The organism is Olivibacter sp. SA151 (assembly GCF_054130995.1).
Genome location: NZ_CP096391.1, coordinates 5,778,452 through 5,791,340 on the forward strand (window position 1 = coordinate 5,778,452; position 12,889 = coordinate 5,791,340).

The window sequence follows — 12,889 nt, forward strand, 5'->3', positions numbered from 1 at the left end:
TCCTTTGTATATCAATACTTTGCGAACTTCTGACAACTACCGCAATTCTTTTGGGTAAGCAATCATAAATTTCTTGACCTTTTTTGCCAGCACTTCCAAGTTCGATAAATCGGAGGCTGTCGTAATATCTTGGATGGTACCATCCTTCATCAAAATGTTAATATTTCCCTCACCGGCATCGTAAGCACTGTTTTCTACCGACTGCGTGAATACGAAATAATGCACTTCATCCTCCCCAACCTTGAACAGGTTCATAGCTGCACGACGTAATGCTTCTATTCGTTCCTTGGTAGGCATAAAATTACTTAATTCGACATGATAGAGCCTCCTTGTCATAAATTGCTCACACAACTTAGATAAGACAGTATCCTCATGCTTTACCCCCATTTTCACAGTTGCCAAAATGTCTGTATCATCCAGCATGGTAAAAAATTCGAGATGGGTGCGATCTTGTAAAAAATCCTCCTTTGTGACTCTGTTATCAATAAAATGTTTCAACGCCTCTGTTGCAAATACGTTGTTTCCTTTATCGGTAAGCTCCTTTGCACGCTGTAAGATTTTAATCAACATCTGTTCAGCACTTAATACCGTTTTATGCAGGTATACTTGCCAGTACATTAGTCTACGGGCAATTAAAAATTTCTCAACCGAATAAATTCCCTTTTGTTCAATCACCAAGCCGTTATTAGCAACGTTCAGCATTTTAATAATCCGATCAAAGCTGATCACCCCTTCGGAAACACCGGTAAAAAAGCTGTCTCTGTTGAGATAGTCCATTCGGTCCGTATCAAGCTGACTCGACACTAATTGATGCAAAAATCGCTTTGGATATTTGTTTTTAAAGATATCAATCGCCATAGACAAGCTACCATTGAATTTCCGGTTCATTTCATTCATTATTAACGACGAAATATGCTCATGTGATACTCCCTGCACCAAGGTGTGTTCCAACGAGTGCGAAAATGGTCCATGACCTATGTCATGTAGTAATATGGCTATAATGGCGGCCTCTTCTTCCTCCGCTGTTATATCGATATCTTTACCTTTCAGGGTCTCTAAAGCTAAGCCCATCAGATGCATAGCACCGAGTGCGTGTTGAAAACGCGTATGCAGTGCCCCTGGGTAAACTAAATGTGTTAGGCTTACCTGTTTAATATACCGAAGGCGTTGAAAATAACGATGCTGTATCAGATCAAATATCAAATCTGATGGTATGGAAACAAAACCATAAACAGGATCATTAATAATTTTTTTCTTATTCAAAAGCCAAAAAATTTAAGCACAAAGGTGCTATTTTTTAATGAAATGTCCATGATGCAGCTTCTCTTTCTACATCGAAATCAAATCTAAATTGAATTTATTTACGTCGCTGTTAATTTTTGTTAAAAAAGCGGAAAGGCTCCAAACAATTGCGTAAGTTCGTGATTCTATATTGAGATAGGACATAGGACTTAGGACTTAGGACTTAGGACTTAGAACGTAAAACTTATAACGTAACGATGCAAGAAACAAATATACTATGGGCAGATGATGAGATCGATTTATTAAAGCCTCACATTATGCTGCTCAATGAAAAGGGATATGGTGTAAAAACAGTCACCAATGGACATGATGCCGTTGAAGCTTTCAAAAATTCCTTTTATGATTTAGTATTCTTGGATGAAAATATGCCGGGACTTACAGGTCTGGAAACCTTAGGGATTTTAAAGGGCATTAATCCGACCGTCCCCATGGTAATGATCACGAAGAATGAAGAAGAGTTTCTGATGGAAGATGCAATAGGTTCGCAAATCGATGATTACCTAATTAAACCGGTAAATCCGAAACAAGTTCTATTGACCATCAAAAAGTTCACTGAGAATAAACGCTTAGTAAGCGAAAGAACATCAATGGCTTACCAACAGGAGTTTAGAACGCTTGGCATGACCCTGAATGATAATCTGGACTTTAATGAATGGGTTGATGTTTATAAAAAATTAGTTTATTGGGAGCTTTCACTCGAAAAATTGGAAGATGAAGGCATGCACGAAATCTTGACCATGCAAAAGGCGGAAGCCAATGCCCAGTTTTCGAAATTTGTTGAAAAGAATTACCTGCATTGGGTCAAAGATCCGGAGAGCGGGCCGGTTTCGTCACCTCAACTATTTAAGAAAAAAGTATTCCCGGTACTGGATAACAAGCCTACCTTTTTCTTTTTAATAGACAATTTACGATATGATCAATGGAAAGTGATACATGAAATCATCGGCAATTACTATCGTATGGATGCGGAGGAGACTTATTACAGTATTTTGCCTACGGCGACCCAATATGCCCGGAATGCTATTTTCAGCGGGATGATGCCGCTTGATATGGAGAAGAACTTTCCGCATATTTGGCAAAACGATGAAGACGAGGGGGGCAAAAATCTACACGAGGAAGAGTTTTTAGCGGCACAAATAAAAAATACGTTTCGGAAAGAATGCAAATTCAGCTACCATAAAATTCTTACACTGGAACAGGGAAGAGACATCACGGACAATCTATCCAATTTGATGGGAAATGACCTTAATGTGCTGGTTTATAATTTCGTCGATATGCTGTCCCATGCCCGGACTGACATGGCCATGATCCGGGAGCTTGCCAGCGATGAAGCAGCCTATCGCTCGCTCACGCTGTCATGGTTCAAACATTCACCACTTTTAGATACCCTAAAATGGCTCGCACAAAAAAATGTACGTGTCATTCTTACGACTGACCATGGTACGATTCGTGTAAAACATGCAAGTAAGGTAATCGGCGATCGGAACACGAATAGTAATCTTCGTTACAAACAGGGTAAAAATCTAAACTTTATTGATAAGGATGTACTACACATCAAGAACCCACATGAAGCAAAATTGCCGAAACTTCACGTAAGTTCAAGTTTTATATTTGCCAAGGAAGACACCTATTTCGTTTATCCTAACAACTATAACCAGTTTGTCAATTACTTCAACGAAACTTTTCAACACGGTGGTATTTCTCTTGAAGAGATGATCATTCCGTATATTACGTATACACCGAAATGATGAAGGATCGTAATCGGTTTCACCGGTGAGTATTACGAAAAGACTTTAGAAAGCACGTTGCATATCCATGCCGGTTTCTCTAAGTTTGCTTCATGATTCTTACCGTTAACGACATAAGCGAACTACCTGATGTGGCAAAAAAAATACTTCTTTTTGTAGCCGATGATCGGGTAGTTTTGTTTTTCGCTCCAATGGGAGCAGGAAAAACCACACTTATTAAAGAGCTTTGCAAGCAACTACAGGTTACCGACCAAGCAGCCAGTCCAACTTTTTCAATCGTTAACGAGTATCATAGTCCTCACGGAAACGTTTATCATTTTGATTTTTACCGGTTGAAAGAGGAACAGGAAGCTTTAGATCTGGGTTATGAGGAATACTTCTTCTCAGGAAACTATTGTTTTATTGAATGGCCTGAAAAAATCCCTAATCTCCTACCCGAAGAGGTAGTGAGTGTTACAATTGAGCTCGGAGAAAAAAATGAACGTAAAATTAGGATACAAAAAGGGATTCCATCTTCCCATTTGTCTGAACTTTATTAGCATGCTCCCATTTCTTCATTTATCCTGCTATTTATCTTTTTTTCTGTGTACCGATTAAAATACTTTCGATCAAAATCGAGCAAGTTTTGCATCCGAATGGCAGACGCAATTATAAAATATGAACGAACTGTAGATACTTTTTCGTAAATTAACCCGATTTTTTGTGTAATTGAGCTCTGTATGACAGAATTATCTAACTTGGCGCGTCAAGCGATGATGCAGCCACAGGAGGCCATGCTAGAAACCGGCAAAAAGAAGAACAGTTTATTAATCGGAATCCCTAAGGAAGTGAGCTTTCAGGAGAACCGTATTGCGCTTACCCCTTTGTCTGTTGCTTTACTTGTAGAGAATGGTCATCAAATTATGTTAGAGTCCGGCGCAGGAAACGGTGCCAACTTTCTGGATCATCACTACAGCGAGCAGGGCGCTATCATTGTTCATGAAAAGGAACGCATTTACACCTGCGACATTATCGTCAAGATTGGGGCTCCCACCTTGGAAGAAATTGATTTAATGAAAACCGGCCAGGTCCTGTTTTCCAGCCAACAACCCTCTTTATTGGGCTTTGAGCATTTAAAAGCCATGATGAAGAAGAAGGTTACGGCGCTATCTTATGAGTATTTGCGGGACGAGGATAACCGGTTAACGGTTGTACGTGCAATGAGCGAAATTGTAGGCGCTACCTCTATTCTAATTGCCGGCGAATATTTAAGTAACGTGTTCCAAGGCAAGGGCCTGATGCTGGGGGGGATTACCGGCGTTCCTCCTACTGAAATAGTCATTATCGGTGCCGGAACGGTTGGAGAGTATGCGACCCGTGCCGCACTCGCCTTAGGTGCACAGGTAAAAGTCTTTGACAGTTCATTATATCGTCTTCGGCGCTTACAAAACAATCTAGGGAATAAAGTATTCACCTCGGTTATTCAACCCATTGTACTCCAAAAAGCGGTCCTATCCTGTGACATCGTAATAGGTGCGATGCGCGCCACCAATGGCAGAAGTCCGTGTATTATTACCGAAGAAACCGTTTCTAAAATGAAACCCAACTCTGTGCTGGTTGATGTCAGTATTGACCAAGGCGGTTGTTTCGAGACTTCTCATATAACCAATCACGATTCCCCTGTTTTCAGAAAGTATGATGTTATTCATTACTGTGTTCCCAATATAGCATCTCGTGTTGCCAGAACAGCCACCTATGCGCTGACAAACATTTTCGCACCGATTTTGTTGGATATTGGGGAACAGGGCGGGCTATTGAAAGTTATCTGGAACAAACCGGGTATTCGAAATGCCATTTATCTTTACCAAGGACAGTTAACGAATAAAGATATAGCCAATAAATTTAATTTAACCCCGAAAGATCTCGAACTACTGATTGTATCCCATCGATGATCACTTTAGGTGTTAAATCAAGGCATATATGAAGGTTTTAAGAAAACAGTTTTATAAAGACGCTTTCACTCTACTTAAGGCAACGGTCATTGGCTTCGGTGACGACAAAGTATCGAAAATGAGTGCAGCATTATCTTACTATACCATATTTGCGTTGGCTCCTCTCCTGATCATTATATTGGCTGTTGTTAGCTTTGTTTTGGGTGATGATGCACAACAGGGAAGAATCTTTCAGCAAATAAACGAATATGTCGGGGCTGATGCCGCCGCACTTATACAATCACTTATAAAAGGCTTATCGGTCGGAAAAGGATCCATTATTGCAACCATTATTGGTGTCGGAACGTTAATTTACGCATCGACAAAAGTTTTTGTAGAAATGCAGGATTCGCTCAACATGATCTTTAATGTGAAGCCCAAACCAAAAAGAGGTTGGGTAAAACTACTTGTTGATCGTGCACTGTCTTTTTCCATTGTGCTTATTTTGGGCTTTTTGTTAGTTGTTTCTTTACTCTTGAATGTTGTCATTTCTGTTATTAGCACTACGCTCATCAAGTATCTTCCCGATTTTCAGGTTTTTGGTTTAGACCTTTTCGACGAAACGACCAACATCGCCTTATATCTTGCCAATACCCTTATCACGTTTATTGTTTTATCCGTTCTTTTTGGCTGTATTTTTAAATTCCTTCCAGACGTAAAAATCAAGTGGAAAGACGTACGGTCGGGTGCTTTCTTCACCGCCATCTTATTTATGATCGGCAAGTGGGCGATAGGCTTGTATATGCAGCATGCGGCACCTGCATCCGGATATGGTGCCGCCGGTTCCATAGTAATTATCTTGCTTTGGATAAACTACACATCCTCCATTCTATTTTTCGGCGCTGAGTTTACGGAGAAAAATGCAGAGATGTTCGGAGACGGTATCAAACCCTCCTCCATTGCCGTTCGCATCAATCAGCAGGAGATAACAGGTAATAGTTTCAAGCATTGATTTAACCAATATCCATCACCTCCTTTTTCTTCTTATTTCTAAAACGCTTCGGTAGAATCTGTAGAATTTCACTTTTCAAAGCTTCAATGGCTCTTTTCTTTAGGTAGTTCTGTTGCGTGATTAAACTAATTTCGCGAACCGGTTCGGGCGATTTAAAATAACGCACCTGATCGAGTTCCTTTACAGAAAACTCAGCAATACTCAATTCAGGCATAATCGTTACGCCCGCATTCGTATCCACCATCCGTTTTAGGGTTTCTACACTGCCGGTGTTATATTCGAAGGAATCGTCCGGGTTCATCGTTTTCCTCCTATTGCAGATATTCAGTACCTGATTCCGCATACAGTGCCCTTCGTTCAATAACCAAAGTTTTTCATTCAATATATCACTTGCAGTAACGGCTTTTTTCTTTGACAAACTGCTTTCTTTAGCTATATAAGCAACAAACGTTTCATAGAACAAGGGGTGTTCCTGCAAATTGGGCTCGTGGATCGGTGTCGACAAAATACCGCAATCTAATACCCCTGTTTTTAACTCCCTGACTATCTTTTCTGTTGTATACTCCCATACATGCAAATGCAATTTCGGATATTTCTCCATGAAATTGCCTAATACCTTTGGTAATAGATACGGGGCAACCGTCGGAATCACACCGATTTTTAATTCACCTTCCACCTCGCCTTTCTTATAAGCGACAATCTCTTTAATTTTCTGGCTCTCTAAAACCGCCACTCTCGCTTGTCGGATGATTTCTTCTCCGATTTCGGTAGGCACAATAGGCTGCCGGGTCCTATCAAAAATCCGAACACCTAAAGATTCTTCTAATTTTTGAATCTGCATACTCAATGTAGGCTGCGTTACAAAACACTTATCTGCAGCGGCCACAAAACTTCTATATGTATCAACAGCTATAATATATTCTAATTGAACAAGCGTCATAATATAAATTTTGATTATACAAACATAGCAAAATTCGATGTAAGATGTTCATACCGAAGCACTACCTTTGGTCGACAGAGGAATCATACTAAACAATTTTACACATGGAAGAGAAAAAGAAGCTAACAACCGCCTCGGGTATTCCCGTCACTAACAATGAAGACTCGATGACCGTTGGGCCACGCGGCCCTATATTATTGCAGGATTTTCACCTGCATGAAAAAATGGCCCATTTTAATCGCGAACGAATTCCCGAACGCGTGGTGCACGCTAAAGGTTCGGGTGCTTATGGCACATTTACCGTAACCCAGGACATCACCACCTACACAAAAGCTAAAATTTTTAATGAGATAGGCAAAAAAACGCGTTTGTTTTTACGCTTTTCAACGGTTGGAGGGGAAAAAGGTTCAGCTGATACAGAAAGAGATCCACGCGGCTTTGCCGTTAAGTTCTATACGGAAGACGGCAATTGGGATCTCGTCGGCAATAATACACCGGTTTTCTTTGTAAAAGATCCAAAAAAATTTAGCGACTTTATCCATACACAGAAGCGTGATCCGCAAACCAATATGAAAAGCGCAACGATGTTGTGGGATTTCTGGTCGTTAAACCCAGAGAGTCTGCATCAGGTGCTTATACTGATGTCAGACCGAGGCACACCTGTAGGATATCGTCACATGCACGGTTTTAGCAGTCACACATTCTCTTTCATCAATAGCAATAATGAGCGTGTATGGACCAAGTTCCATTTCAAAACGGAACAGGGCATTAAAAATTTCACCAATGAAGAAGCGATGCGCATGCGGGGAGAAGACCCTGATTTTGCACAGCGCGATTTATTTGAAGCGATTGAACGCGGCGATTTCCCTCGCTGGAAACTATATATACAGATAATGACGGAGGAACAGGCGAAGGCCTTTCGCTGGAATCCCTTTGACTTAACCAAAATTTGGCCTCAGAGAGAGTATCCTTTACAAGAAGTGGGCGTTTTAGAACTGAATGAAAATCCATCCAATTATTTTGCCGAAGTAGAACAGGCGGCCTTCGCACCGGCACATGTTATTGACGGTATTAGCTATTCGCCCGACAAGATGTTGCAGGGGCGGATTTTGTCTTATCCGGATGCCCATCGTTATCGATTAGGTGTAAATTATGAGCAAATTCCGGTAAACAGGTGCCCTTTTATGGTAGCCAATTATCAACGGGATGGCTATATGCGCGTAGACGGAAATGGAGGCTCCACGCCAAACTATTTCCCCAACAGCTTTGATAGCATCTATGAAGATGAAAGCTACAAACAGCCTGCATGGAATTTAGAAAGCGATATTGCCGATTGGTATAACCGCAACGCGCCGGGCGAGGATGATCACTATACGCAACCTGGAAATCTTTTCAGATTGATGACACCGGAAGCCAAACGGAACACCATTCATAATATCGTGACCTCAATGAAGGGTATCACCGGCTCCAAGAAGGAGCTCATTATTAACCGACAGCTGTGTCACTGGTTTAGAGCCGATGTGCAGCTCGGCATGGCCATTGCGCAGGGATTGGGGCTAAGTATGGAATCACTCAGTCAACATATGCCACAAGCTCAATAAACAAAACCAACCATTCAGGGGAGAGACAGGTCCTCTCTCCTGATAACGTAAACCTATATTTCAGGTACCATAAGGTTTTTAAACGCCTTTATAGGATTCGTCTAAAAAGCAATGGTGACAGGAAGGTTAAGTGCATTTAAAAAGAAGGTTTTTCTTAGTCAAATTTATCGTGTTCTTTTTGTCTTAACACAAAAAGAACCCAAACCGAGAAGCTTTGCTTCGAGCTCATGAACGCCTTAAAAAAGACGCAAGTGAATAAAAAGTCAAGGCGTGTGTAGGCTACCTTGCAACCGATGGCAAAGCATCGCTGGCGCGTATTGGAGCCGTTTCACTTCCTCAATCCGCTTGGATATTGCCGTATGAACAGACATGCAAATGCTTTGCGGCTCGTTGCGTCGGTATCCTCCAAGGCCGATCTTCCAGCGCACAGGGCTATATTTAGGGCTGAAGAAATAATACGTCCGGTTAAAAGTAAAAGCCCAACGTTCTGCTAAAATATCACCTAGGAAATTTGCGGTTTGCACGTTGAGGCACTACCGTTGTAGCAAAGTTCCAAGTGATGAGTTTTTGGTTACTTTTTGCGGAAAAAAGTGACAAAAATAATCGTTCTTTTAATTTAAACATCCTATTGAATACGAGTGTGGTAACCTCGGTAGAAAAGCAACTCATAACACACAAATCACAACTTATTTTTATCTTTGTATATGCTTAATGACAAAGAGATAAATTCCTTGATACATCTATTAGACGATCCGGATGAAGAGGTATTTCGGCACGTGGAGGAGAAGTTGTTAACACTAGGGACAGCGGTTATTGCTCCGTTGGAAGCTGCTTGGGAAAAATCATTTGATTCTTTTCTTCAGTCGAGGATAGAGAACCTAATCCATAAAATTCAGTTTGAACAGGTTTTTAATGAATTGGAACTTTGGTATATGGGCGGGGGGTTTGATTTATTGCAGGGCTTGATTATTGTCAATAAATATCAATATCCCGATCTGGAAGATCAAACCATCATCAATCAAGTAGAAGAAATTAAGCGCGATGCTTGGTTGGAAATGATGTATAACATGAGCGCTGTGGAGAAAGTACGTTTACTAAATAACGTATTTTACAATATGCATGGCTTCAAAGGTAATACCAAAAATTACCACGATCCGCAAAATTCGTACATCGGTAAAGTGCTGGAAACGAGGAGAGGAAACCCGATTTTATTAGCAGCACTATATAGTATTGTAGCGCAGCGTTTGGATATCCCAATTTATGGTGTCAATTTGCCACGCCACTTTATATTGGCTTATATGGACGAACAAATTAAGGCCGACGAAGCAGGAGTTCTTTTTTATATCAATGCTTTTAATAGAGGCCAGATATTTGGAAGACATGATGTCTTATCGTTTTTAAAGCAACTTAATTTGCCTAATGATGAACAATTCTTTTTGCCGTGTGATAACTTGGCGATCGTCAGCCGTGTCTTGCGTAACCTATTAGCTTCCTATAATCAAGCAGGCAGCTTAGAAAAAGCCGCTGAAATACAACGTTTATTGAGTATTTTCGGGTAAAGGCAAGGAGCCGACTTCGCCGGCCCCTTACTCGGTATTATCTCGCCATTAAGCTAACGGCTTCACTCCAATCACTTACACCTTTTCCATTACGGGCACGCACGCGTACGCGGCAAACAACACCGGGAATCAGCGGAGCGATAATGTTGTTACGAGACGAAGTAGTAGATAAGATGTCGCCCCATAATATGTTTCCATTATCGTCTACTTCGGTAGCATAGCAGTATTCGTACTCCCAGGCTTTTTTAACCGGGTTAAAATCGAAGCGAATTTGTCCGCTCTGTGCGGTATCGCTCAGACGAAGACGCTCTGGTATAGCAGGAGCAATCAACGAAGACCGAAGCGGCTTTACGGGAAAGCCCGAACTTAAAATAATATGTAAGGCCCCGTCTGCAACGGCATCCACATAAAACGCTAATTGCCTAAGTCCTTTCTCGAGTGCCTGGCGGCTCACGTTTTTTTCACTGGTGTTCAAAGGACTACCCTTGCGGGTAGCCGCCAGTTTCACCCGGTAATCCTCAAGGAGTAACTGTATATCTGTCAACGCCGGAACGGGCGTTTCGAAATTTGGATTGTCCGTCATGGCGGTAATAACGGTTGTTCCTAAAGTTGCCATGGCGTCGTCTGCGATATTACTAAATCCTATAGCGATGTATCTATTTTGCATGATTTAAAAATTAAAAAGTAAAAATTCAAAATTAAAAACTCCAACTGGAGCGTATTGATACCTAAACAAGCAAGTCATCAATAGATAAAAGCTTGCCTTCCCTTGGATGGCCTATTGCTTAAAGCCGATCACCTATTGTACATTTACGTTGGCTTGGACGGATGTTTTCTCTTTGTTATCATCTACTTATATTTGTATAAGTCCATCAACCGCTGATGAACAAAACAAAATTGAGTAGAATCAAAAAAAGCCATGTCCGAAAATGACGCATATGGCGTTTTTGTCGTTTTTTGACGCTTTTGTCCGATAAAAGAGGAGGAAAAGTACGTTTAAGGATGACCAAATCGAACGCTCTATTGACTAAATTTGTTCCAAATCCATATAGATTTAATACAATCTTGATCGTTGTTAATATAAACTTAGAAAGGCCTGACAGAACGTTATAGAACTTTGTCACAACTGTGAACAACGTTAGAACAATTTTAACCAATTATGGGGTAATCTTGTTTGTGTTTAATTTAAACTTGGTTAAGATTACGACAAACTTGGTCAAGTTTATAACAACATTGTCCATTGTTATTGCAAACGTAAACAAGTTTGCTATTTCTTTAGTTAAGTTTATAGCAGACATGAGCAAGGTTAAAGCAAGCTTGATCAAAAGTGTCTCAACTTATCTTAAAATTACCTTCATATTGTTTGTATTTACTTCAAACGCTTCTACCTTCATAACAAACTAATACGTGTTAAGGATAGACTTAAACATGTTTATCTCGAACTTATTTGCGTTTGTCTTAAACTTAATTGTGTTTATCTCAGTCTTACTGACAGTTATTAAGACTTTCTAGACCTTAGGTGTGCCGCAAACAAAAAAGCCGCGGGCAATTGCCGCGGCTTACCAAGAAATCTTTTTACATCGGAGCAATCCCATTGCTCATCTATCCATTCAATTCCGGTTAATCTTCAGAAAGGCAGCTATTTTTGATACAGGCGTATCGAGGTATTCTGCAACATGATATACCGTAACGGGCTGCTGCTTTTCCAAAGCATACATGTCGCGGATCAACTGCATATGGCGTTGGCATGTACGCATGCTCTTGCCCAAGATCAGCTGTAGATCCGCGGTAAAAACAGATAATCGACGTAAATTTACTTCCATATCCTCCATTTTTGCTATCACAAATTTAGCAGCTACCATAAGCAAAAGCAAGCATAAGCGCAATAAAACACGGCTTTTATTGAATTTTTATCAAATTTTAAATACCTGTCGTACAAGCTTTTCAATTTTCGTAATGCTTGATCAAATACTCATTATGAAAATGTTAAGGTTTTTGTAACAAAGAGGGCATTGAAACATAGAAAAATAGATAAATCACACAGTTCGGGTCAAAGCCTTTTAAACTAGCCGTAATGTGTATAAATTTTATTATCTTTACACATAGTAAAAATTACAGAAATGAGAACTAATATAGAGCTAGACGAAAACCTCATTCAACAGGCGCTTCAAATAAGTAAACTAAGGACAAAGAAAGAAGTCGTTCATGAAGCATTAAAGCAATATATTGCCTCTCTGAAACGAAAAAGCATTATAGCGTTGAGAAAGAAGGGCACTTGGGAAGGAGATCTCGACCAGATGCGTAGCCTATGAGGAGTTCTTTGCTTTTTGATACGTCGGTATGGGTTGATTTCCTGAACAAAAATGACACACCGCAAGCTTTATTATTGCAAGAATATATAGAAACGGATCGTGAGGTATTACTTACGCCCACCATTGTTCAAGAAATTCTCCAGGGAATACGTGAGGATTCAACTTATACAGAAATAAAGGAAGCACTATCCTATTTCACTTTATTGGAATTGCCTCCACGACGAGCAGCCATAGGTGCAGCAGACCTGTTTCGATCTCTACGCAAAAAAGGAGTGACCATACGTAAGAGCAACGATTGCCTAATTGCCTATTATGCTGTTTCCTTTTCAGTTCCCCTAGTTCATACCGATCGAGATTTTGATCATATAAGTAAATACAGCAAATTGAAGATCTGGAAGCAAAAAAATTAAAAGATATGCAATTAGGGGTTACCTATGTCAAATAGGGTTCTTCATCCGCTTATTGAGCTATTTCATTTACTGCTATCTATGATAGACACAATTAG

12 protein-coding genes are annotated in these 12,889 nt (G+C 40.4%); 8 read left to right on the plus strand and 4 right to left on the minus strand.

Annotated elements, in window-relative coordinates:
- Nucleotides 1-36 precede the first annotated feature (36 nt).
- Nucleotides 37-1,263 (minus strand): HD domain-containing protein, encoded by a 1,227-nt coding sequence (locus M1D52_RS23595; RefSeq protein WP_437366092.1) that lies wholly within the window; start codon nt 1,261-1,263, stop codon nt 37-39.
- Nucleotides 1,264-1,499: 236 nt separating this feature from the next.
- Here M1D52_RS23595 and porX point away from each other — a divergent pair, with 236 nt between their 5' ends.
- From porX to M1D52_RS23615, 4 genes are all read left to right on the plus strand, one after another.
- On the plus strand, nt 1,500-3,050 hold the full coding sequence (porX, locus tag M1D52_RS23600; RefSeq protein ID WP_130854498.1) for a T9SS response regulator signal transducer PorX: 1,551 nt from the start codon (nt 1,500-1,502) through the stop codon (nt 3,048-3,050).
- A 92-nt stretch (nt 3,051-3,142) separates the two neighbouring features.
- Complete coding sequence (gene tsaE / locus M1D52_RS23605; RefSeq protein WP_437393736.1) at nt 3,143-3,589, plus strand: tRNA (adenosine(37)-N6)-threonylcarbamoyltransferase complex ATPase subunit type 1 TsaE; 447 nt, start codon at nt 3,143-3,145, stop codon at nt 3,587-3,589.
- Between the two features lie 180 nt (nt 3,590-3,769).
- Nucleotides 3,770-4,981 carry an alanine dehydrogenase gene (locus M1D52_RS23610; protein ID WP_013664825.1) on the plus strand — a complete coding sequence of 404 codons (1,212 nt, stop codon included), beginning with the start codon at nt 3,770-3,772 and terminating at the stop codon, nt 4,979-4,981.
- A gap of 28 nt (nt 4,982-5,009) precedes the next feature.
- On the plus strand, nt 5,010-5,972 hold the full coding sequence (locus M1D52_RS23615) for a YihY/virulence factor BrkB family protein (protein ID WP_013664824.1): 963 nt from the start codon (nt 5,010-5,012) through the stop codon (nt 5,970-5,972).
- A 1-nt stretch (nt 5,973) separates the two neighbouring features.
- Here M1D52_RS23615 and M1D52_RS23620 read toward each other — a convergent pair whose 3' ends face one another.
- Complete coding sequence (locus M1D52_RS23620; RefSeq protein WP_013664823.1) at nt 5,974-6,912, minus strand: hydrogen peroxide-inducible genes activator; 939 nt, start codon at nt 6,910-6,912, stop codon at nt 5,974-5,976.
- Nucleotides 6,913-7,016: 104 nt separating this feature from the next.
- Here M1D52_RS23620 and M1D52_RS23625 point away from each other — a divergent pair, with 104 nt between their 5' ends.
- Together M1D52_RS23625 and M1D52_RS23630 are read left to right on the plus strand one after the other, a co-directional pair.
- Entirely contained in the window at nt 7,017-8,513 is a 1,497-nt protein-coding gene (locus M1D52_RS23625) for a catalase (RefSeq protein WP_437393738.1), read from the plus strand.
- Between the two features lie 704 nt (nt 8,514-9,217).
- Nucleotides 9,218-10,072: a transglutaminase-like domain-containing protein gene (locus M1D52_RS23630; protein ID WP_013664821.1), complete on the plus strand. Its 855-nt coding sequence runs from the start codon at nt 9,218-9,220 to the stop codon at nt 10,070-10,072.
- Between the two features lie 37 nt (nt 10,073-10,109).
- On the opposite strand, the gene M1D52_RS23635 is transcribed toward M1D52_RS23630, so the two are convergent.
- Both M1D52_RS23635 and M1D52_RS23640 read right to left on the minus strand, forming a co-directional pair.
- Nucleotides 10,110-10,739, minus strand: a complete 630-nt coding sequence (locus M1D52_RS23635; RefSeq protein WP_437366683.1) for a hypothetical protein — start codon at nt 10,737-10,739, stop codon at nt 10,110-10,112.
- Between the two features lie 943 nt (nt 10,740-11,682).
- The gene (locus M1D52_RS23640) at nt 11,683-11,895 is read right to left on the minus strand and encodes a hypothetical protein (protein WP_130854502.1); all 213 of its coding nucleotides are present in this window, start codon (nt 11,893-11,895) and stop codon (nt 11,683-11,685) included.
- Between the two features lie 297 nt (nt 11,896-12,192).
- Here M1D52_RS23640 and M1D52_RS23645 point away from each other — a divergent pair, with 297 nt between their 5' ends.
- Together M1D52_RS23645 and vapC are read left to right on the plus strand one after the other, a co-directional pair.
- Nucleotides 12,193-12,384 carry a type II toxin-antitoxin system VapB family antitoxin gene (locus M1D52_RS23645; RefSeq protein ID WP_013664818.1) on the plus strand — a complete coding sequence of 64 codons (192 nt, stop codon included), beginning with the start codon at nt 12,193-12,195 and terminating at the stop codon, nt 12,382-12,384.
- Nucleotides 12,381-12,794, plus strand: coding sequence for a type II toxin-antitoxin system VapC family toxin (gene vapC, locus M1D52_RS23650; protein ID WP_130854503.1), 414 nt, complete (start codon nt 12,381-12,383; stop codon nt 12,792-12,794). The genes M1D52_RS23645 and vapC overlap by 4 nt, the downstream gene beginning before the upstream one ends.
- The last annotated feature ends 95 nt before the right edge of the window (nt 12,795-12,889 follow it).